Source organism: Brevibacillus laterosporus LMG 15441 (assembly GCF_000219535.2).
GTDB lineage: Bacteria > Bacillota > Bacilli > Brevibacillales > Brevibacillaceae > Brevibacillus_B > Brevibacillus_B halotolerans.
This window is the reverse complement of sequence record NZ_CP007806.1, coordinates 2,028,099-2,050,591: the sequence shown is the minus strand read 5'-3', so window position 1 is coordinate 2,050,591 and position 22,493 is coordinate 2,028,099. Positions and strand designations below refer to the sequence as shown.

Genomic DNA, 22,493 nt, shown 5'->3' with positions numbered 1-22,493 from the left:
CCAGCTCTTGTTCTATAAAATAGTAGCGTGAACTTCTTCCGCTAATAATTGAGCGATTTTATTATGCTCGTCCATAATGGCAACCTTAGGCTTATGCTTGCGTGCCTGTTCATCTGTCATCATCGCATAAGCAATTATAATAACCACATCCCCTGGTTGGACAAGCCTTGCTGCTGCTCCATTTAAACAAATAACGCCACTGCCTGGTTCACCTTCGATAATATAGGTCTCTAAACGCGCACCATTGTTGTTATTTACGATCTGCACTTTCTCATTTGGCAGTAAATCAAGTGCGTCTAAAATTTCTTTATCAATAGTTATGCTACCTACATAATTTAAATTTGCTTCCGTAACGGTAGCACGGTGAATTTTAGCAGTCATCATTGTACGAAACATCTAAATTCGCTCCCTTTTATGTGAATCTTCTCATGTCTATTATCTTTTGTTCACACTTTAATCCATCACCGTAAGAATTACGTTATCTATTAAACGGACACGACCAAATTTTACTGCAAGTGCAAATAAAATTCTATCTCCTGTTTTTACAAATTCGATATCGCTCATTTCAGGATAACGTTTCAATTCTACATAATCTATTTCTGCTAAAGGCTGACTTTGGATGAGATTACGTACTTCGTTACAAATAACGTCTACATCTCTTTGATGATTCGCAATCATCTGTTCGGCACGAGTCAAGCTTCTGGAGAGAATTAATGCCTGAGATCGCTCTTCCTCTGAAAGAAAGACATTTCGTGAGCTCATTGCCAGCCCGTCTTTTTCGCGATGAATAGGGCATGGGACAATCTGAACAGGGATTTGTAAATCATAAACCATTTGTTCAATAACAGCTACCTGCTGTGCATCTTTTTGGCCAAAGAATGCTTTATGGGGGCCTACAATATTAAAAAGCTTATTGACCACTGTCGCCACTCCATCAAAATGTCCCGGTCGCGACAAACCACACAAGGCTTCCGTAATGTTATGAACAGAAATATTCGTCAGCATAGGACGGGGGTACATTTCCTCTACAGAAGGAGTAAATAAATAGTGTACTCCCGCACTCTCTGCCAATTTCTGATCGCGTGCTAAATCTCGCGGGTAAACGGAATAGTCTTCATTTGGACCAAATTGTAACGGGTTAACAAAAATGCTCATGACCACCACATCTGTTTCGCTTTTTGCCCGCTCTACTAAGCTGAGGTGCCCATCATGCAAGTAACCCATCGTTGGTACAAATCCGATTGTTTTCCCTGCTCTTTTATGCACAGAAAGCGCTTCACGTAGTTCTTTGATGGTGCTAATCGTGATCATACTCGTACCTCTTCTCCATATAATTGCTGAATCGTTTCTTCGGATGCAGCAAAAGAATGGCGTTGTTCAGGGAATTGTCTGCTTCTTACTTCTATTACGTATTGAGAAATCGCTGACTGAATCATGTCACCGATCTGGGCGTATGATTTCACAAATTTAGGCGTTAAATTGGAAGCATAAGAAAGTACATCATGGAACACTAGAACCTGTCCATCGCATTGTACCCCAGCTCCAATACCAATAACAGGGATTTCCACAGCTTCCGCAACTTTTGCAGTTACTTCTGCTGGTACGCATTCCAAAACTATTCCAAATGCTCCAGCCTCTTCTAATGCCTTCGCATCCGTGATTAATTGCTTAGCAGATTCTAGATCCTTACCTTGTACTTTATATCCACCTAATTGATGGACAGACTGTGGCGTTAGCCCTAAATGACCCATAACAGGAATTCCAGCCTTTGTGCATCTTTTGACAATAGGAAGAATTTCTTCTCCCCCTTCAATCTTCACGGCTTTTGCATTTCCTTCCTGAATTAACCGGCCTGCATGATGAATGGCTTCTTCTACAGAGCCATGGCATGTCAAAAAAGGCATGTCCGCTACAACAAAGGCTGTTTTTGCTGCGCGTGTAACAGCTTTTGTGTGATGAACCATGTCATCCATGGTAACAGACACCGTAGATTCATAGCCTAGCACAACCATTCCTAGCGAATCCCCTACTAGCAGGATGTCTATTCCCGCTTCTTCTGCCAATTTTGCAGAGGGATAATCGTAGGCCGTAAGCATAGTAATTGGCTCTTTGTTCTGCTTCATTTGACGTAGCTTGGACGTCGTTATCGGTTTTTTTTCCTGCACATCAGACACTCCCGTTGTCTCCTACACCCAATACCGTCTTGAATGTATTCCAATGGCATACCTTTGTTGTGCTTTCTACATACCAAAAAACCTCCGCACCGCAGGCGAAGGTTGTGTTTACGCAATAAAGCACGTATCCATTAGAATTTCTTCCTTCTGTCTCGGTCCATTTAGGCTTAGAGCAGATTTTTGTTTCAGTTGTTTTCCTAGCATACTTCTTAAATGGAAGTGCTATTCCAATAGGATATAGCCTTCAGAAGCAGTATAACAAAATTTCCTAGGTATCGCCATACTCAATATCAGCAGAATATACCTTGTGCATGACTCCCTCATCATCGCGTAATAAGAGCACTCCCTCTTCATTTAACCCTGTCGCTTCCCCTTCCAATTCTGCTTGCAGAGTCCGGACTGTAACACGACGATGTAAGGACATTGACAAAGCTTCCCATTCGACCTTGATTTGACCAAATCCCTCGCTTAGATATGCCAGGTAGAGTTGTTCAAATATACGGCAAAATACTTGAATGAATTGAGATCTCTTTATTGGCTCACCTAATGCTATACGTAATGAGGTCGCAACCTCTTGCAGAGCCGGATCAAAATCTGACTCTTGATTATTCACATTAATGCCAATCCCAATAATTAAATAATTGACACGATCAGCCTCTGCATGTAGCTCTGTTAAAATTCCACATACTTTTTTGCCGTTTACAAAAATATCATTAGGCCATTTTATTTTAACCGAGATTTGGAACTCTTGGATCGCTCTCGCCATAGCAACCGCTGTTAGCAACGTCATTTGGGGAGCACGCCCAATCGGGATAACCGGACGCAACACTAAGCTCATCCATATTCCTGTCCCTTTTGGTGAATTCCACACCCGACCCAACCGACCTTTTCCGCCAGTTTGCTGATCTGCTACCACTAGGGTTCCTTCAGGCGCTCCCTTAGAAGCTAATTCATGGGCTAATGCCTGTGTTGTTGCAACCGTTTCGTAGGCAATTATATTTTTTCCAATACGTTCTGTATGCATGGCAGACAAAATCTCTTCTGCCGATAATGAATCTGGTGAGGAAACAAGTCGATACCCTGATTTGCGTACTGCTTCAAACTCATATCCCTCTTGACGCAGCTCTTCAATATGTTTCCATACTGCTGCTCGCGTACAATTACAAATTTGACTTATATATTCACCCGAAATAAATTCATGTGGATGATTACGAAAAGCGCGTAATATTTCCTGCTTAATATTCATAGGTCTCCTCCGTCATAGCCGCAAAAAATAACGATTCTATTCCTTTTTCGTACATCCATGAAACGCTTATGTAGACCCAAACGTCATTTTTTCATTTCATTTGCAGGATGTTCCATCTCACCATGTATAAAATCTTTAGCCGCTATCAGCAAGGCCTCTGATACGTTAGCAAGTTCTCCAGTTACTGTACGCTCCCAGAGATATTCTAGGGTTTTCTGTATCCAAGGGCCTTGTTTTTGATCACTCAGCTTTCTGATTTCCGATCCATCTACCGCTAATTCCTTCAAGGTTTTTACTGCCATCTTATCTAAAGTAGCTTGAAGTGTATTCTTCTTATTTGAGAGATCGTTCCACCATAGGACATCCAACACTTTTTCCAAGTCATAGCATCGCTCTAGACCATGCTTCATAATCAATCGGGTCCAGTCTATAGATTGACATTGATCCCATAATGGCTGAAGGAGCATTAGCTGTTGCATGAGAAACGTAATGGTTTCTTCCTCTTTCCGGGACATCTTTAAATATCGGCATAATTCACGCGACTGCTCCCAACTGAAGTCTGCCGCAAAAAGTAACACTACCCATTTATGGATAACGCTCTCCACTGTTTGTAATCGCCATAAATGCATTGTCGATTGATCAAATAATTGTTGTAACAAAGGGATGGACTGAAATATCTTTGTTTGTTTCGCAAATTGAAAGCCTTTATCAGGATGCCTGCTATCAATGAGTTTATTGCATTCTTCGCGGACCCTCTCAACCGCAATGTGGATCAGCAATGGAGCATTATCCCTCATAGCTTTTCTTGTTTCATCCTCTATCTGGAAGCCTAGCTGAGAAGCGAAACGAACTCCCCGAATCAGTCGTAATGCATCCTCCTGAAATCTGCGATTAGCATCACCTACTGCTCGGATTACATGATCATTTACATCCTCTAATCCAAAAAAAGGATCAATTAATTCTTTATTATATTTCATCGCCATTGCATTAATTGTAAAATCACGACGGGCCAAATCCTCTACTACTTCGTTTACGTATGTGACTTCGCTTGGTCGACGAAAATCTTCATATACTCCCTCAGTTCGAAAGGTAGTCACTTCAAATAAATAGCCATCCTGCTTAACAGTAACTGTTCCATGCTGTAATCCTGTAGGAATATGGTCGGGGAACAGCTTCATAATGTCTCCTGGATGGGCATTTGTACATATATCTATATCATGAACAGGACGGTGAAGAAGCCAATCACGGACGCAACCACCGACAAAATAAGCCTCGTATCCGTGTTCTTCCAATTTTTTAAGTACCTTTTTCGCCTCTTCTTTCATTTACTCGCCTCCTGTCCTTTCTTGCTACATCCATTTTTCTATCTACTTTTCAAATAGGGGGTGCTAAGATATGCGTATTTTACTAGGAATTGCTGTGCTTATCTCTCAATTCTTCACTTCATTTCGTAGCAAAGCCTAACCACACGTTAGGCCTTGGCTACGTCAATTGATTGCCTTTGATGCAAATAAAGGTTGCTCTTTTATGTAGAGAGTAGTTGCTCATATAACGATTCATATTGGGATGTAATAGTGTCATAGCTAAATTTATCCTCAGAGCGACGCAGTCCTTCTACACGAAAACTTTCGTACAGCTTTTCGTCCTGTAGCAATTTACGAGCATACATCGCCATCTGCTTTGTATCGCCAATCTCACATAGATATCCTGATTCACCATGTGAAACCACCTCTGGCAAACCTCCGGCGCAGGAAGCAACAACAGGCACGCCGCATGCCATTGCTTCTAATGCCACTAATCCAAAGCTCTCTTTTTCGGATGGTAGTAGCATGAGGTCAGCTAATGAAATAACTTCTGCTACGTCATCTTGTTTTCCTAAAAAGAAAACATCGTCACAGAGGTCTTTCTCCTGAATTAGTTTCCTGATATTGCACTGCTCAGGACCTTCCCCAATCAGAATTAATTTAGCAGGCATTTCATCACGAACATAGCGAAACGCTGCTACTACATCCTGGACACGCTTGACTGGACGGAAATTGGAAATGTGCATGATGATTTTTTCCCCGTTAGGTGCGAATTTTGCCCGCCACTCAGCTACATCCTTACGTGAATATCTTCGCTTATCTACAAAATTGTAAACAAGCTCGATCTTCTTATCTACCTGAAGAGAATCATGTGTTTCACGGATTAAATCAGCAGAAACAGCCGTTACCATATCGCTTTTTTCAATTCCAAAGCGAATCATATCGCGTAAGCTTGGATCATAGCCAAGGACCGTGATATCTGTGCCATGTAAGGTAGTGATGATTTTCAAATGATCGCCTACCATTTGCTTGGCCAAATAAGCACATAATGCGTGAGGTACAGCATAATGAACATGCAAAATATCGAGGTTCTCATTTTGTGCAACCTGCGCCATCCGATTTGCTAATGTTAAATCATAGGGCGGGTATTTAAATACATCATATTGATTTACTTCTACTTCATGAAAAAATATATTGGGGTGAAACTTCCCTAAACGAAACGGCATGCCTGCTGTAATAAAATGTACATTATGTCCACGCTCAGCCAACAATTTGCCTAACTCTGTGGCTACCACACCGGAACCGCCCAAGGAAGGATAACACGTAATACCTATATTCATTTTCATTCCTCCCTTTTTTTACACAGGAAATGGCCTGTCATCGGCTGACAGGCACTCGGGCGTCTCCCACTGTTACAAGGATGAAAGCACCAAAGGTGTGGCACTCACAAACCCTTCTGCATATTTCACTCCTGCTTGTTGTCCAAATAAACGCTCCCGATACTCTACTAATTCAATATAGCCATTGTTTAACGGAGTGCTTACACTTCCTTCTTCTTGTTCGAATTGACTTCGATACGACTCTAACACCTGTATTTTTTGCGGATACAGCTCTGTGATATCTACAAAGAAACTAGGAGTAGCGGTACTATTAATGAAGTAATAAAAAAATTGCTCAGGACGATAGGCGGGTAATTCGCGTTCGCCTACGAATTTTTTGACTCCTGCCGAAAAAATCGCTTCTTTTACGATCCGGCTTACGCTCTCATGATCAGGGTGTCGATCATGAAAATACGGAGCTAAAACTACTTTAGGTTGAGTTTTTCGAATAAGATCGACAACCTTTTTTATAGCCATTTCGCGGTTTGCTTCGAGTCCGCGATCAGGCAATCCAAAATTGTAACGAGCAGTTAATTTCATATGTTCAGAAGCAATGGCTGCCTCCTCTTGACGACGTACCACTGTCCCATTTGAAGAAAGCTCTGCATACGTCAAATCAAGGATACCCGTTTTTTTCCCTTGTTGATTGGCTCGTAGCAAGACACCTGCTGCCCCAATCTCTACGTCATCAGGATGAGCACCAATGGCTAATATATCTAAGTGATTCTCTTCCATAATATTCCCCCTGTTAGATTTCCCGCCAAGCCATGTTACCCTGCTCCACAGCTTTTAGCAAGATTTCTGCTGTAGCTAGATTAGTCGCAACTGGTATTCGATGAACATCGCACAATCGTAATAAAGCCAGAATATCTGGTTCATGTGGTTGAGAAGTGAGTGGATCACGCAAAAACACGATGACGTCCATTTCGTTTTTGGCAATCATAGCGCCAATTTGCTGATCGCCACCTAATGGTCCTGATAAAAAACGGGTTACCTGCAATTTCGTATTTTCCATAATGCGCAACCCTGTAGTCCCTGTCGTAAACAAATGATGCTTTTGTAAAATCCCCTCATAGGCAACAGCCAACTGAACCATCTCTTCTTTTTTCTGGTCATGTGCAATCAATGCGATGTTCATGTAAAATCCCCTCTCAGTCACTCATTCTATCCTTATTTACCACTACTCTTTTGGTATTAATCAATAAGGTGTTCTAGTCCATATACTAACGTCTGTAACGAGACAACTGCCTTAATTGCCATTTGAACACCTGGCATAAATGATTCACGATTTATGGAGTCATGACGAATGGATAAGGTTTGTCCAATTGCTCCAAATAATACCTCCTGATGTGCTACCATACCAGGCAAACGGACACTATGGATACGGAAGCCGTTATAATCCGCTCCACGTGCTCCATCAAGGATCTCTTTCTCATCTGGATGACCTTGCTGGATATCATTACGAGCTGTAGCAATCATTTCTGCCGTTTTAATCGCAGTTCCACTTGGGGCATCAAGCTTTTGATCGTGATGCAGTTCGATAATCTCGACATGCGGCATGTATTTAGCTGCCATGCTAGCGAACTTCATCAATAGAATTGCTCCGATAGCAAAATTAGGCGCGATGATAGCTCCAAGCTCATTGTCTACACATATTTGTTTTATTTCTTCTATCTCTTCAGGACTAAGACCAGTCGTACCTACAACTGGTCTCACACCATGTTTCAGACACAGAAGCATGTTTTGGTAAACCTGTGAAGGTGTAGTAAAATCTACGACGACATCTGGTTTAAAAGCGAGCAGGGCCTCCTCTAAGGAATCAACCATTGGTACGCCTAGTGGCTTACCGCCTAACACTTCACCAACATCTACACCTGTCAGTTTTGAATCAATCCCTGCAACAAACTCCAGAGAGGGATCTTGTCCAAGCATTTTAACCACTTCGCGCCCCATTCTTCCTTTGGCGCCAGCTACGGCAACGCGAATTTTCTTTTCCATCCTACCCTCTCCTACTCTTCTATTCTGGTCCATCTATCCTTGTCACGAGTATTAAACTTGTGCATAATTCGATCGAACGCTTCCTGCAAATCGATACCAAGAGAATTGGCAAAACATAAGACAATGAAGAAAACATCTCCTAGTTCATCTTCAACGGTTTTTTCTGCTTCAGTTGATTTCTTAGGCTTTTCTCCATAATAATGATTAATTTCACGAGCTAGCTCTCCTACTTCCTCAGTCATACGAGCCAACATAGCTAACGGAGAAAAATACCCTTCTTTAAACTGAGAGATATACTGATCCACTTCTTCTTGAATTTCTTGTAATGTTTTTTTATTATCCATTTTTTCCTCCCTCATACTAGACCCAAAACCGAGCAAACTATGTAAGCAAGCCAATTAATCAAAAATCCCATTGGCTAAAGTGTATCATAAATAGACAAGGCAAAAAACCTCCTTTATAATGACTCTGATTAGGGTTACAAGCAAGTTTTTCCTACCTGTGTACAGTCAGCATGTTTGCTACCTTTTGATTTACCGGAAAAGGAGAGATTTCCCTTCATGAAATTGCATTTAAAGAACATATTGGCAATTATCCTCGGTTCTATCATCATGGGTTTTGGCATTAACGCTTTTAACATTCCGAACGGACTGGCAGAAGGCGGTATCACAGGGATCAGTATCCTGATCAAGCTAGCCTTTCCAGCTATTGATCAAGGGATTGTGTATCTATTACTCAATCTTCCTTTATTCTTTATTGGATATCGGTTGTTAGGGAAGGTCAGCTTTTTTTACACCCTTGTGGGAACGGTTTCTTTATCTGTTTCGCTGTCAGTATTTGGCATGATTTTAGATTATGAAAAATTGGGCGACACTTTACTTGCTGCATTATTTGCCGGAGTAGCAATCGGCAGCGGGCTTGGAATTATTTTCCGTTATGGTGGAACGACAGGCGGTGTCGATATTATCGCCCGCTTATTAAACAAAATGTTTGGGATCAGTATGGGCCGCACCTTACTCATGGGTGACATTCTAGTAGTCGGTGCCTCTCTGGTCTACTTATCTATTCAAAACGCTATGTATACCTTGGTCTGTGTCTATATTGCTGCACGTGTCATAGACTTTTTCCAGGACGGGGCATATGCTGGCAAAGCTTTAATGATCGTATCGGAGTACCCTCAAAAAATAGCGCAGGAGATTCTGACCACAGGGCGAGGTGTCACGATTCTAAATGGAAAAGGGGCCTTCTCAGGCATGGAGAAGGAGATTGTCTACTGTGTTGTTAGCAGAAATGAAGTCCCTCGTCTTAAAAACCTTATGAATGAAATTGACCCTCATGCTTTTGTGATCGTTAGCGAGGTTCATGAAGTTTTAGGTGAGGGTTTTACATTTGATGAAAATAAAAAGCCCTTGCGCCAAACATAAAATGTCATTGTGCCTTATATCTGTAGTTTGAATTATCAAGACTTTTGGGTGTTCTCATGGATACTTGCGAATCTCTACGCATCCCATGAGTGATCTCATCTTGATTACTTCAAAAAAGACCTCTCTGATTGTGAGGAGGTCTTTTTTCGTGATGAATCGTTCCATTCCGCATTAGATTCTTCGTTGCTTCATAGCAGAGTACTTTATCCAAGCTACATATGCTAGTGAAACAGTCACTAATGTCGAGATCCAAACCATCAGACGATATGTTGATTCTGGGTTATCCATAAATGATCCCACAGCAGTCTGATCCTCCCCAACAAACGCTTCCTGCATCGTACTACTCAGTTCTCTGATAGAAGAACGCATTATTTGCCAATCCAGCTTTTGATTTAATAGATGCTTGGCTATTTCTTCATATTTACGTGTTACCTTATCCATTGCCTGTTCTTTTAATTGGATCGTCATTGCAGGCCGTAGTGCTAAATACAACTGGTAATTTTCTTCATATTGCGCTCGAAGGGTCTCGGTATCTCGCTCCACAGCGGCTTGCAGTAGATTCTGCATTTGCTTTGAGTAGGAATTATAATAAGTGCGCCACATAGGACTCCTTTGATGGCTCAGAGCATCTACAGCTACTCTCACCTGCGTGGCATGCCACAACAACCGATTCTCTGTCGTTTTTGGATTTGTATAGGCTTTTTTGGCTGATAAAATGGACTGTGTTACAGCATTCAGACTCTCAATCCGTAAAGATATAGGAAGGGTTTCATTGGGAAATTGAGAAGCTAACCTCTCTATTTTAAGTTTTGCTGTGTCATAATCTCCTTTTTCAGTAGCTCGTAGCATCTCCCCTGCCACCTTATCTAATTCAGCCAAATGTTTTTCTTCTGGCGGTTGGTTCATTTTTGTCACAAAGTAACTAATCGGCATGGATAATAGAAATCCCACCACCAATAAGAGCAGTAGCATTTTGATGTTTTTTGGCACAAAAAAACCTCCTTTCCCATAGTACAGACTATGGAATGGAGGACAAGATTAGACCTGATTTTTATTCGCTCGTGTATGTAAATAATAAATAGTCGCGATGGAAAGCAAGCTTAAAACAACCGTGCACAAGCCCACGATACCGGTATATGGAACCAGTGGTGTTGGCAGGTACGGGTGAATTTCCATTACGTAATCGAGAAAATCGTTATTTAACACCCAAAGCGCTGCTATTCCAAGCCCCAACCACGTTATTTGATAGTAACGAGCATATAGTATTGACTCTACTGCCATGCCCAAATGGGACGCTAAAAGCATCAAATCCTGCCAACGAACTTCGTTGCCAAGGGACCAGCCTGCAATAATAACTCCAACTGCCCACATTCCGTATTTAAAGTTCGTAACTGATGCTACCGCTTCCAATATTGGAACATTTCGCCCCAATATATACATGAAGATAACTAGAGTAAATAGTCCGCTCCCAGTAGGGCTATCTGGGACAAATAACAGCAAATAGGGCGAATTATAGGCAGCTACATCTGCAAGTTGGTCCTTATACCAGTAAAAACCGTAGATTGTCCCGAAAAAGTTAATGAAGAACAATGTCCAGAGAAACCACGATTTTTTCAATGATCCTAGAAACCAGAGCCACATCCATTTCATTTCCTTACGTCACCCCTATTAGCTGTAAAAAGATACCTCTCTAGTTTACATGTACCAACTTCCATCTGCAACCAATGTACACACGTTTGTAAGAATTGTGTTACAGTTGCGTGTCGAACTGTCTATTATGTATAGTCTCCAAAAATAAGAAAAGCTGACCGAGGTCATCAGCCAGCTTTCGTGCTTTGCTATTTCAAACTCGCTAGGTAATCTACCAGTTTTTTCAGATCCTCATCTGATCCTTTAAACATACCACCTGGCATATCACCTTTTCCTTCTGCAATGGTTTTGTGGATATCCTCAGCGCTTAGGGTTGAACCAATTTTTTGTAGATTAGGTCCCATACCGCCTTCAAGATTTCCACCATGACACCCAATACAAGACTGATTTGCTGCCCACAATGGGTCAGCTTTAAAGTTCGGATCAGCCTTCGCTGCAGCAGCAGGAGCTCCTCCTCCACCGCCGCCGCTACCGCCACCTAGCTTAGCTAACTGTTTTTCATGCTCGTCATGAGCTGCCCAAGTTAAGAAGAAGATGGAGAACAAGGACAGAAGCATAAGTCCAGTTGCAACAGGACGACGAATTGGACGTCTGTCTTTACCTGTATCAAGGAATGGCGCTAGAATCATAGCACCAAAAGCAATGCCCGGAATACCGATTACGCCAAGCAGTACGTGATCACCTGCTGCCCATGGATACTTCAATAATTGGTACAGGAACAAGAAATACCAGTCCGGTACTGGAATAAAAGAAGTATCATTTGGGTCAGCTTTTGCTGTTAGTGGTGATTCATGTGAAACCGTTAACACCAAGAAACCAAGCAAACAAACCGCAGCAACCATCCACTCTTTTAACAGAAAGTTTGGCCAAAACGGTTCAGTGGTTCCTGGATAGTCAGAATACGAAGGTGACACATTTGGCATGCGCTTCGCTGAGATCCGAGAGTCTCCAACGAAGGTAGCATTTTTATCCTGTTTTGCCATGCTAATTCCTCCTATTGTTGAAGACTAGTTTTATAGAGGTCCAGAAATACCTTGTACACGAATCATAATAAAGTGAGCACCCAATAATCCCAACAAGCCAGCTGGCAAGAAGAATACATGGATAGCGAAGAAACGAGTAAGCGTTTGCGCTCCGACAATTTCTCCACCCGTTAACAAAGTTTTCGCATAAGGTCCAATTATCGGAATTGAGTCTGCGATTTGAAGCCCTACTTTTGTAGCGAAATAGGCTGTGTTATCCCAAGGTAAAAGATAACCAGTAAAGCCTAGTCCAAGCATAACGAAGAAAATTAACATCCCTACAATCCAGTTTAATTCGCGTGGTTTTTTATAAGATCCTGTGAAGAAGACACGTAAGGTATGTAGGAACATCATGACGATTACTAAACTTGCGCCCCAATGATGCATACCGCGAACGATTACACCAAAAGCAACTTCAGTTTGTAAGTATTTTACGGACTCATAAGCATTAATGATGTCTGGAACATAATACATGGTCAAAAACATTCCAGATAAAATCTGAATTACAGTAATAAAAAAAGTAAGGCCCCCAAAACAGTAAACGAACGCTGAAAAGTGATGTGCGGGATTTACGTGTTCAGGTACTTCATGGTCAGCCAGATCACGCCACATAGGAGTGATATTTAGGCGTTCGTCCACCCAATCATACATTTTTTGTATCATTTTATCCGCTCACCCCTGGACGTGGATTTGGTACAATTTTACCTAAGTAAACTTTACCATCTTTAATTTCTACTTCGTACTCATCAAGCGATTGAGTTGGCGGAGTATTCAGAATGTGCTCTCCATTAATTGCATACCTACCAAAGTGACATGGGCAAAAGTACTCGTTTTTAAAATCTTCACTTGAATTCCAGCTCACGGTACAGCCCAAGTGCTTACAGACAGGCGACAATGCCAACAGCTTACCATCTTCTAGCTTGCGAATCCAGGCAGACATTGTTGTTTCTGATTCATACCAGCCGTCTTTAGTATGAAGAGTAAAGTTCACGTTCTTTGGTTCCGGCCCAAAATCGCTTACATTTCCAACCGCAACTTTATCTCCAGCAGCCGAAGTTTTCAGCACAGGATCAATGGCAAAGCGAATCATTGGTGTGATCATACCTGCAGCCAAGAAACCACCAGTTCCCATGAGCGCATAGTTTAGAAACGTACGTCTGGAAATTTCTTTTTTGCTCATCTATTTCCCTCCTTATCCTGTTAGATTTCTTTCAGATTTCGACTACATGCATATAGGAAACACTAGGTCAAGACCAATAATAGCTAACCCCTCAAGTAATGTCAATAATATGACTCTTTAGAGTAACCATTGCTTTGCGAAAATACTGATAATGTTAAGATTTTGTCAAAAATTCAACACAATTCAGGCAAATTAGGTTGAAAAAGGAAGAGTTATCCAAAAATCCTTATCATTTCGTCTCTTTTTCACCCTGTTATTGGAAAGAAAGGGATTACTCATCCAGAATTAGGCTTGTCTGGCGAAAAGTAAATTCCCTTTCTTACATTTCTATAAAATAGTCTATCTTTTATGTTTTTGCCAAATTTGTAAAATCTCTTGATATAAAACATCACATGTAATTTGAAAGCGAATCTCTGACTCTAAATCTTCATCACTGATCGTTAAGAACTCCACATGAGTGTCTACATCCTGGTATTGTGGTAGATGAACATCGATTCCAGAAAAACGTAAAATAAAATGATAGTCAAATTCATTGGGTAATTGAATCTCGTTGGGTCCTGCGGCATCCTCTTTTATCTGATACATGAGGGGAAACAACACGATTCTTCCCTTCAATCGTTGTTCCACAGCCATAGCCAGACTAGAGAGGTAACCCATACGTGTAGCATTTGTTGCAATTGATAGCTTCTTGTCAAATATGTAATGCGGTAAAATTGCTGAATCATAATAAGGTCTAACTGCCTCAAATCCTTGCAGTTCTTCTACATTCCATTGCATAGTGCGTACCGCCTCTCCCCGTTATCTTAAGCTAAAACGAGGAAAAACGCCCGCTTACAAGCGAGCTCCTCATTTTTTAACCTGTTTCAGTTATCTCATATGTTAGTAATTCTTTCAATTCATTTGTCAGCATTAGAAACTTTTCCTTATTTTTTACAGCCAATGCTTCATCAATCTCTTTATATAGTGTGCGCTTGCGAAATTCTCTCACCTGCTGATCAATCATGATCTCCGATAGCAATCCCGACATAAAACCATTGCCCAAGTACTTGGACTGTTCCATGACTAGTCCCTCATTTCATTAATATGGTGGTATCGACAAAACCGTTATAATCTCGCAGCCAAACCTCGCAAACGTCCGTTCTTTCATAAACCCACTCGCCTGCCCTCGATTGTCCTACCTTTAGCAATCCAACATGAACCATCATCTTTAAAATACGGTTCGATAGGATTTCCTCGCGTTTGTCATAATAAAAAGACTTCATCCAAGGTAGTAACAAATCGGATAGCTGTTGGGAGGAGTACCATTGATTAGAAGTTAGCATCGCTATCAACTGAACCAACAAGGGAAGATTAGGAATCGCTCGTTTATATAAACGAAACCAAAAACGGATGCAATCACTGTGAGTATGCAGGCTAATTCCTTGTTGGAGAACCTCTAAACCAATCGGTGTGATAAAAACGTGCTTCCCATCCTCAGCAATCCAACCTTTATGGTAACAAAAATCATAAAGTAGCGAGAATCGGTCTGGATATAGGTCAAAATGCAATCCATATCCAAAACGCCATTTCTGTGGAGCAAGTGGTTCCTCTTTTACGCTTAAAAAATGAAATAGCTGTACCTGAAAGCGTCTGTACATGCCTCCATCTTGAGTAAGAGGAACAGGCTCATTTTGCAGGAAACGGAGCAAAATCAGCATATCATCTAATAAAGCCGTTCCTTCATCACGATAAGCACTAGGGACCTCATTCTGGACTTTTATCCCAGGCAAGTGCTGGATCCATGTCTGTACATACAGCTCACGAATATCAACTGGGATTTCAAACTGTCCTTGCAGCCTACCCTTCGCGGGAAACATCCAACCTCGTTTTAAGGCAAACGCTACTTTTTTACGCGCCTCTTCCTTCTTTTCCTCACACTCCTCTACTTGTGCAATTGCTGCTTTTGCTAGTAAATCCTCGAGTGTATACCGCTCGCGTTTATCCAGAAATAACAGCAACAGGAAGTGCAGATCAGCCGAAGAAAGCTGCTCTAGCTCCGCTCGTATTGTCTTTTGATGTCGCAGCCCGGTCATTAAAGTCGTGACCAACTCGTTTTTCGAATGCGGATCGCACTGATAACCATAATGTCTCGCAATCTGATGTAATTGGGCAATATCAGCGTAAACGAGTACTTCAGCTAATTTCATTGCGCATCCCTTCTTACTTTGCAGATTTACATCCATTGTTGCCCAGTTCATTCTCGGATTAAACCTGCTCCAATCATTTTGATAAAGAAAACCTTGGATACATATCAAATCATTATTCGAATGCAATTGAGCCTATTAGGTGATGCGACAAATAAAAAAAGCACAGCTTTCACTGTGCTTTGTAAATGGCATGGGAAGTAGAAAACTGCTAATGAAGTCCAATCAGGCCGTTTGATTACCTTCAACTCAGCCTGCTGATTTATTCTTCGTTTGTCTCTTCTTGTAAATCCCATTGCTCCAATAACTTCTGATATTCTTTTGATTCCTCATAACGACCAGCCTGCATTAATAGAGCTGTTAAACGGCGGATATGTTCTACATCAAAACCAGAAAGATCTACATACTTTTTCAGCGCATCAATCGCTGCTTCTGTCTTTCCTTGGGATAATAAAATATCACTATGCAGCGGGTAGGCGATGACATATTCTTCATCAATCGCAATCAAGAGCTGAATATAGCGCTCTGCTTCTTCCCATTTATCGGTATAGAAAGACATCAAAGCACAGCCATATACAACCTCTGGTAATTGCTCGTACTGCACTGCCTTTGTATAGAGTTGATAGGCTTCTTCAAATTGACCCTGCTGAGCAAATGTACGTGCTTTTAATACAAGCGCATGGAACGTGGTTTCAGAAATTTCATCTAACAGGTTTATGGCTTCCTGCACCTCGCCTGTTTTCATATACATCTCGCTTAAAGCCGCTCGCAATTCTTCATTATCTGGATCACGTTCGTGAGCAATTTTTAAATACTTTACAGCTACCTCTTCTAAATCCTGGATAGCATACAAGTCAGCCAGCAGGAGATACAATTGAATCTCTTCATAGCCTTCCTCTTTAAGCGCATACAGATATTCATGGGCAGCATCGTAGTCTGCTTCGTCTAACGCAATCTCCGCAGCCATAATTTTGGCTTCCTGATCCATCTCTTTTGGTATAGTGGGATTTGCTAGCAAATCTCGAATGATCTTAATTGCTTCCTGATTATGTCCAAGTCCATACCAGACATCTGCCAAACAGAACATTACTTCAGGAATTTCTTTGCCGTGTTCACCTATTTTATGTAAAACTTGCAATCCAAGTTCCATTTCATCATTTTCGATTTTATTAACAGCTTCCTCAATGATACGCAGCCATTTTTTTGGCATGCGAAACACCCCATTTCTATAACTAAGCGATAAAAGACCGTCAAAATGACGGTCCTTTTTCCTTTATTTTATATGATTTTAAGCTCTTGTAAACCAGCTCATAGTCAAAACCGTAATTAAAATCCCAAAAAAGCTTAAAATGACACTATAATTTGGTTTATTCGACGATGGTTCCATATCAGAGGTAATCACATTAACACGCATCTCTTTTTGTTGTTTTATTAACGGAGCCGTTGTTTCACCGCCAGAATCAATTGACTGAAATACCACATTTTGATCTGATTCAGAGGCAGTACTTACTTCAGATTTGACATTATCAGAGGACAGAGCTTCTGCTTTTGCAGTATAAGGTACAAACGAATTAAGATTGTCATCTGAATTATGATAAAGAGTGAAGGAACATATCATTAAAAGTACCATGGCCACACTAAGTCCAATACGTCGCATACGCACGGTTAATGTAAACACTTTTTTCCCAATCGGAATGGCCCATTTCTCTTCTGATAAAATGCGTGCCATGACGGCATCTACAATCGAAGTGGCAGGTGGATTAGCTATGTAGTCATCTTTATGCATTTGTATGAATTTGTCGCTATCTAGTAATACATCATATTTAGAATGACAGGAGTCACAACAGGCCAGATGGTTCTGAAGCCTGCGCTCCGATAACTCTGGCAAATCACCCTGTGCATAGTCATGTAACATTTCTTGTGCTTCATCGCACCTCATCGCTTACTCATCCCTTCAGCTTCTTCCAATTGAGAATCGATAAAATAGGATTCCAATTGTAATTTAATGCTTTGTCTAGCCCGAAATAAAAGAGATTTAACCGAACTAACCGTAAGATCGAGGATTTTGGCAATTTCATTGTAATCCAGTTGCTCATACTCACGTAAAATAAGCGCCGACCGTTGTTTTTCGGGAAGATTATTAATCGCTTGTCTCACCAGATCCTCACGCTCTGTTTGCAACAATTGTTGTTCAGGGAGCCGTTCAAAAGAAATGCTTGGAACCTGGACACTATCTTCCAAATAAACGTCAGCGTTACGACTTTTACGCAATTCACTCAATACGGTGTTGCGAGCAATGGTATACAGCCATGTTGAAAATGTAGCTTCCACATCTCGGAAAGAATGAAGGCTTTTATACGCTTTGTAAAAGGTTTCTTGACAAATGTCCTCGGCTATATGCTCCAGATGTGCTTGGCGAAGCATATGAGCAACAAAGGTCAAGATTTTCCTTTCATACCGACGTATCAGCTCGGCATAACTCTCAATATTGCCCTCTTTTATTTCGCGAATTAACTGGGAATCGGTCATTGACTAGGTTTACCTCCTAAGCGATTCCAAACTCCCCAGTGACCCATGCACTAAATTAGACCACGCAGATCACCAAAAGTTGCGGAAAAGGCATAAACTTTTTCAGCGATGAAGAATCCGCCTTCAGGAAAAGCATAGCCCTTCTGAAGGGACGCGTTCTACAACTCACCATTTCTTATGCAAAAGTAGCCTACGTAGAGTAACTAAGAAGAAAAACAGGGGACTTCATCATAGTAAGAACAGTATGAAAAAACCCCATGACGGGGTTACATCGCGTAGTTATATGGCCGTAATGGCCTCAGATGTTTTCCTGCACCAATTGTCGAATGATGAGTACCGTTCTGATAAATAAAGACGCCTTTCGACATAACTCTCACAGGATTACATACTTCGCTAAGATTGAGCATAGTGGAAATAGAATGATTTGTCAACCATTTGTCTTTTTTTAGGAACAATAAATCAGCATCTGCACCTGGCAACAAGCTTCCTTTAACCGGATAGCAGCCAGCCAGCTTTGCAACGTTCGTCGAAGCTAGCCGTACTGTTAAGGACAGGATTCGCTCTGCTTGTCCACGCGCCCAAAATTGTGATGGGACAGTTAACTCCTTGATTGAAGCATATAACGAATGGTGCGAATACCAATTTCTTAAGTGCTTCAATATCCATCCATGCTCTTTCTGTTTTTCTTCAAGTTTCCCAACCGGCTGGAGATGATAAAAAGAAATCGCTTCATTTATTACGTCTTTTGTTTGATTTTCATTTATGCAGGTGCGAATTTTTCCATAATGGCAATATTGCAACCATGCTTCTATGATAATTTGACGATCTTCTTGGGAAATGGTTTCACCCAAAATGTGCAAATGCAATGACACTCTCTCCTGCAGAAGGAGCGGATATAGGCTATTCCAGTTAATTCGGTGCACTTCTTCTACTGTACACACTACAATTTGGATGAGACGGAAACCTTGTTTTATTAATTGCCGAATCCGATCGTAATGGCACTCAGAAGCCATGATTTCGATTCGAACTGCATAATCAAGTGGACTATTGTAATGGGGGGATAGCTGGTACATGCATTGTGACTTATCCATCCATTTGCCTATCTTAATTGTATCAATAAATGTTGTAATTCCTTGTTCGACTAGCATTTGGATCTGCTGAACGTACGATTGGGTAGGCCGATAATGGAGTGAATGTGCTTTCATTACCTGCAAAAATCCAGGCAAAATATAATAATCGGAAGCATCAATTTCTACTCTAGCTTGTCCACTACTCCATTCTCTGCGCAATGTATCTGGATGAGTGCGCACAATTTTACCGTTTTGAATCCAAATATCCGTTTGTTTCACCGCATGCTGTGTAACAACTGAAGCGTTACGAATTATCGTGAGAAGCCCATCCATGCTCGTCCCCCTCTATATCTTAGTAAGATTATCTTTACTACGAGCATATGTGAAATTTCGATGATTATTCCCAAGATTTTAGGCTTCAGACCATTCGATTCAAAAAAAAACCGTTGATCGAATGAAAGCGCATTCAATCAACGGTAGCACACTTGTGCAAAATATTTGGATAGGAGTGGAGAGAAACCATACTGTACTTCTAATTATACCCATATTTAGTAACTTGTCAAACTCTTTTTATCGTGAGTATATTTTTGAAAAGTACGTATTTTATAAAGAAATAGAACCCCAGTAAGGAGAGCTTTATTTACAAAATTCTTTCCATTACTGGGGTTTATTTCATTATCGTGTAGCATCAAACGTGATACTTCCTAAATCAGTTGATACCTGGATCGGAAAGGTCCCATCTCCCAAGGTTTTGACCGTCTTGACACTTGCTCCGCTCCGTTCAACTTCTAACTCATTCCCTGTAATACTTCCTAACTTGGTACTTGCTGTTAAGGTCACCTGACTCTCTTTTGGGATATGTATCATAACAGCCCCTAAATCCGAGTGCAGTTGCCATGGTCCATTGAGAACTACATCACTTGATACATTAATTTTACCGGCATCATTTCCTACATCCAGCGTTCCTTGCACTGATCCGCTCACCGTAATCATTCCTACATTTGAACGGAGTGTTGTATTCGAAATGTTCGTCGCCTCAATAGCACCTGCGTTAGAACTGACTTTTAGCTGTTCGGTAATATCAGAAACCGTAACCTTACCTGCATCTGATTTCACATCTGCTTTCCTTACCTTCTTAATGTCCGTTACACCTGCTTTTACCTCAGAGATAATCTCCGTATTTTCGGGAACCATCACATATAAGGTTAAATCTCTAGCCTTATTATAGTTATCTCTGATCTCTATACTGGTTTCTTGTCCTTGTTCCACACTTACTTCTATATCCTTGGCTCTTTGCTGGGCCTCTTGCTTCGAATCAGCTTTCACATTCCCATCAACACGAATATGAAAACGTCCATCCGCCGCACCCTCTACCATAACCTTGCCAAAATCATTTGTAAGCCGAAGCGTTTTCATATCAGCCACTTCCAAATCCTTTTCCATGACTGTAACAAATTGCACAGGCCCCTTATAAAGCCGATTCGTTACTAGCTCCATAATGTTTCCATTAGAGAAAGCTTGGTAAACGTTTGCTCCCATAAGAATCACAACCATTAGGATCAAGCTACTAGCATCTAGTTTCCAGCCTGGACTATTCTCAGATGATTGGAATAATTGACGGAAAATCAATTCAACTCCAATGATAATTAGGAGCAACGGCCAAAACTTTAAGACTGTTGCTAAAACGTTCGTATAAAAAAGTTGATCTACTAGAATACCAATCCCTACGGCTAAAACAGTTATGGCTAACTGCCAAGGACCTATCCGCTTTTGACGCGAGCGGTGGGATTGTAAAGATGATTGTTTTTCTTCCGGCTGACGCATGAACTTCTCCTCTCTAAACTACATCCGTTTGTGCGTTGGCTTAATTGTAGCATAACACATTTGATATCGGCTCAGTCCTTGGACGTATCTTCGACTAAGACCCCCGATTGTTTCATATAAATCTATCATTAAACAAGAAATAGCTCCTACCAATGATGATAGAAGCTATCCCTACTAAACGCTGTTAACTTATTGAATTAAATCCTCTACACTTACCGCTGACAAATGGAAGCAAGTAAGGTAGCAAAGCCAGGAAACGATACGTCGATTGCTTCAGCTTGTCGAACAATTGTTTCACCTTGTGATGCCAATCCCGCAATAGCCATTGCCATACCGATACGATGGTCACCCATACTGTTGATATCCGCGCCGTGTAAGTCGCATTCTCCGGTAATGATCATGCCATCATCAGTCGGTTGAACTTTTGCACCAAATTTCCCTAGCTGGCTTGCCACGGTTGCAATTCGATCTGTCTCCTTCACTTTTAATTCTGCAGCATCCCGGATAATCGTTTCTCCTACGGCTTGTGTAGCCATTACAGCAATCACAGGAATTTCATCAATCAAACGCGGAATGAGATCACCTTCAATAACAGTTCCATGCAATTTTGTATGAGCTACATAAATATCTGCTACGGGTTCCTCGTTTACTACTCGTTCATTGCGTAATTCAATAGTCCCACCCATCGCCCGGACTACATCAATAATTCCAGTACGTGTTGGGTTAATTCCTACGTTTTTAATCAGAAGCTCGCTTTCTGGCAGCATCATAACAGCCGCAATTAAGAAAGCGGCAGATGAAATGTCTCCTGGTACACTGATCTCTCTACCAATCAGTTTTTGCCCACCTTGCACGCTGACACTCTTTCCAGATTGGGTTACTTGGACACCAAAAGCTCGCAACATTCGTTCGGTATGATCGCGCGATACGCTTGGTTCTTCAACAGTTGTGGTTCCTTCAGCTTGCAAGCCAGCTAAGAGAATAGCAGACTTGATTTGCGCGCTAGCCACTGGAGAAGTATAAGTTATGCCTTTCAAATCGCCTCCACGTATGGATAACGGGGTGAACTCACCATTTTTTCGGCCATCTATCTTGGCGCCCATTTCACGTAGAGGACCTACTACTCGTCGCATCGGACGTTTCGCAATAGATTCATCTCCTTCTACTACACAATGAAATGGTTGCGTAGCTAAAATACCACTCATTAAACGAATGGTGGTACCCGAGTTGCCTACATCAAGCTTTTGATCCGGTTCTTGCAATCCAAACCAGCCTTTCCCATGAACTGTTACACGATCACCTTCTCGCGCTATTACAACGCCCATACGGGAAAAACAATCAATCGTACTCAAGCAATCTGCTCCTTGTAAAAAACCACTTATATGCGTGGTTCCCTCTGCCAGTGCCCCAAACATGACAGCCCGATGCGAAATCGACTTATCTCCAGGTACTTGTGTTTCACCCTGTATTCTCTTAGCTGGTTGAATGGTTAACATGACGTTACTCCTCT

At 41.4% G+C, this 22,493-nt stretch carries 25 protein-coding genes; 1 reads left to right on the top strand and 24 read right to left on the bottom strand.

The annotated features are described in order from the left end of the window. Positions 1–12: 12 nt before the first annotated feature. From panD to BRLA_RS09495, 10 genes are all read right to left on the bottom strand, one after another. A complete protein-coding gene (gene panD / locus BRLA_RS09540) occupies positions 13–396 on the bottom strand; it encodes an aspartate 1-decarboxylase (protein WP_003338597.1) in 384 nt (127 codons plus the stop codon). Positions 397–453: 57 nt separating this feature from the next. Further along, positions 454–1,311 carry a pantoate--beta-alanine ligase gene (panC, locus tag BRLA_RS09535; RefSeq protein ID WP_003338596.1) on the bottom strand — a complete coding sequence of 286 codons (858 nt, stop codon included), beginning with the start codon at positions 1,309–1,311 and terminating at the stop codon, positions 454–456. After that, on the bottom strand, positions 1,308–2,174 hold the full coding sequence (panB, locus tag BRLA_RS09530; protein WP_003338595.1) for a 3-methyl-2-oxobutanoate hydroxymethyltransferase: 867 nt from the start codon (positions 2,172–2,174) through the stop codon (positions 1,308–1,310). The genes panC and panB overlap by 4 nt, the downstream gene beginning before the upstream one ends. Before the next feature lie 268 nt (positions 2,175–2,442). Next, positions 2,443–3,420: a biotin--[acetyl-CoA-carboxylase] ligase gene (locus BRLA_RS09525; RefSeq protein WP_003338594.1), complete on the bottom strand. Its 978-nt coding sequence runs from the start codon at positions 3,418–3,420 to the stop codon at positions 2,443–2,445. An 83-nt stretch (positions 3,421–3,503) separates the two neighbouring features. Further along, entirely contained in the window at positions 3,504–4,745 is a 1,242-nt protein-coding gene (locus BRLA_RS09520) for a CCA tRNA nucleotidyltransferase (RefSeq protein ID WP_003338593.1), read from the bottom strand. Positions 4,746–4,945: 200 nt separating this feature from the next. Next, the gene (bshA, locus tag BRLA_RS09515; RefSeq protein ID WP_003338592.1) at positions 4,946–6,064 is read right to left on the bottom strand and encodes an N-acetyl-alpha-D-glucosaminyl L-malate synthase BshA; all 1,119 of its coding nucleotides are present in this window, start codon (positions 6,062–6,064) and stop codon (positions 4,946–4,948) included. A 72-nt stretch (positions 6,065–6,136) separates the two neighbouring features. Then, positions 6,137–6,838 carry a bacillithiol biosynthesis deacetylase BshB1 gene (bshB1, locus tag BRLA_RS09510; RefSeq protein WP_003338591.1) on the bottom strand — a complete coding sequence of 234 codons (702 nt, stop codon included), beginning with the start codon at positions 6,836–6,838 and terminating at the stop codon, positions 6,137–6,139. A 13-nt stretch (positions 6,839–6,851) separates the two neighbouring features. After that, positions 6,852–7,241: a methylglyoxal synthase gene (locus BRLA_RS09505; RefSeq protein WP_003338590.1), complete on the bottom strand. Its 390-nt coding sequence runs from the start codon at positions 7,239–7,241 to the stop codon at positions 6,852–6,854. Between the two features lie 56 nt (positions 7,242–7,297). Then, positions 7,298–8,101 carry a 4-hydroxy-tetrahydrodipicolinate reductase gene (gene dapB / locus BRLA_RS09500; RefSeq protein ID WP_003338589.1) on the bottom strand — a complete coding sequence of 268 codons (804 nt, stop codon included), beginning with the start codon at positions 8,099–8,101 and terminating at the stop codon, positions 7,298–7,300. An 11-nt stretch (positions 8,102–8,112) separates the two neighbouring features. Beyond that, the gene (locus BRLA_RS09495) at positions 8,113–8,445 is read right to left on the bottom strand and encodes a nucleotide pyrophosphohydrolase (RefSeq protein WP_003341666.1); all 333 of its coding nucleotides are present in this window, start codon (positions 8,443–8,445) and stop codon (positions 8,113–8,115) included. A 216-nt stretch (positions 8,446–8,661) separates the two neighbouring features. Between BRLA_RS09495 and BRLA_RS09490 the strand changes: the two genes are divergently transcribed. Then, a complete protein-coding gene (locus BRLA_RS09490) occupies positions 8,662–9,525 on the top strand; it encodes a YitT family protein (protein ID WP_003338586.1) in 864 nt (287 codons plus the stop codon). Positions 9,526–9,696: 171 nt separating this feature from the next. Here BRLA_RS09490 and BRLA_RS09485 read toward each other — a convergent pair whose 3' ends face one another. From BRLA_RS09485 to aroA, 14 genes are all read right to left on the bottom strand, one after another. After that, a complete protein-coding gene (locus tag BRLA_RS09485; protein ID WP_003341667.1) occupies positions 9,697–10,515 on the bottom strand; it encodes a sporulation protein YpjB in 819 nt (272 codons plus the stop codon). Positions 10,516–10,563: 48 nt separating this feature from the next. Beyond that, on the bottom strand, positions 10,564–11,175 hold the full coding sequence (locus BRLA_RS09480) for a DUF1405 domain-containing protein (RefSeq protein WP_041752065.1): 612 nt from the start codon (positions 11,173–11,175) through the stop codon (positions 10,564–10,566). Between the two features lie 188 nt (positions 11,176–11,363). Next, on the bottom strand, positions 11,364–12,158 hold the full coding sequence (locus BRLA_RS09475) for a menaquinol-cytochrome c reductase cytochrome b/c subunit (RefSeq protein WP_003338583.1): 795 nt from the start codon (positions 12,156–12,158) through the stop codon (positions 11,364–11,366). A gap of 30 nt (positions 12,159–12,188) precedes the next feature. Beyond that, positions 12,189–12,860 (bottom strand): menaquinol-cytochrome c reductase cytochrome b subunit, encoded by a 672-nt coding sequence (gene qcrB, locus BRLA_RS09470; RefSeq protein ID WP_003338582.1) that lies wholly within the window; start codon positions 12,858–12,860, stop codon positions 12,189–12,191. Between the two features lies 1 nt (position 12,861). Further along, positions 12,862–13,377, bottom strand: coding sequence for a QcrA and Rieske domain-containing protein (locus tag BRLA_RS09465; protein WP_003338581.1), 516 nt, complete (start codon positions 13,375–13,377; stop codon positions 12,862–12,864). Positions 13,378–13,716: 339 nt separating this feature from the next. Continuing rightward, entirely contained in the window at positions 13,717–14,154 is a 438-nt protein-coding gene (locus BRLA_RS09460; RefSeq protein ID WP_003338580.1) for a DUF2487 family protein, read from the bottom strand. 76 nt (positions 14,155–14,230) lie between these two features. Then, positions 14,231–14,437, bottom strand: coding sequence for an IDEAL domain-containing protein (locus BRLA_RS09455; protein WP_003338579.1), 207 nt, complete (start codon positions 14,435–14,437; stop codon positions 14,231–14,233). Positions 14,438–14,447: 10 nt separating this feature from the next. After that, the gene (locus BRLA_RS09450) at positions 14,448–15,563 is read right to left on the bottom strand and encodes a hypothetical protein (protein ID WP_003338578.1); all 1,116 of its coding nucleotides are present in this window, start codon (positions 15,561–15,563) and stop codon (positions 14,448–14,450) included. A gap of 259 nt (positions 15,564–15,822) precedes the next feature. After that, complete coding sequence (locus tag BRLA_RS09445) at positions 15,823–16,770, bottom strand: tetratricopeptide repeat protein (RefSeq protein ID WP_003338577.1); 948 nt, start codon at positions 16,768–16,770, stop codon at positions 15,823–15,825. A gap of 78 nt (positions 16,771–16,848) precedes the next feature. Next, positions 16,849–17,499, bottom strand: coding sequence for an anti-sigma factor family protein (locus BRLA_RS09440; protein ID WP_003338576.1), 651 nt, complete (start codon positions 17,497–17,499; stop codon positions 16,849–16,851). Further along, positions 17,496–18,089 carry an RNA polymerase sigma factor gene (locus BRLA_RS09435; protein ID WP_003338575.1) on the bottom strand — a complete coding sequence of 198 codons (594 nt, stop codon included), beginning with the start codon at positions 18,087–18,089 and terminating at the stop codon, positions 17,496–17,498. The genes BRLA_RS09440 and BRLA_RS09435 overlap by 4 nt, the downstream gene beginning before the upstream one ends. A 266-nt stretch (positions 18,090–18,355) precedes the next feature. Next, a complete protein-coding gene (locus BRLA_RS09430) occupies positions 18,356–19,492 on the bottom strand; it encodes an amidohydrolase family protein (protein WP_003338574.1) in 1,137 nt (378 codons plus the stop codon). Between the two features lie 342 nt (positions 19,493–19,834). Next, positions 19,835–20,983, bottom strand: a complete 1,149-nt coding sequence (locus BRLA_RS09425; RefSeq protein ID WP_003338573.1) for a DUF4097 family beta strand repeat-containing protein — start codon at positions 20,981–20,983, stop codon at positions 19,835–19,837. Between the two features lie 212 nt (positions 20,984–21,195). Continuing rightward, positions 21,196–22,479, bottom strand: a complete 1,284-nt coding sequence (aroA, locus tag BRLA_RS09420) for a 3-phosphoshikimate 1-carboxyvinyltransferase (protein WP_003338572.1) — start codon at positions 22,477–22,479, stop codon at positions 21,196–21,198. Positions 22,480–22,493 lie beyond the last annotated feature (14 nt).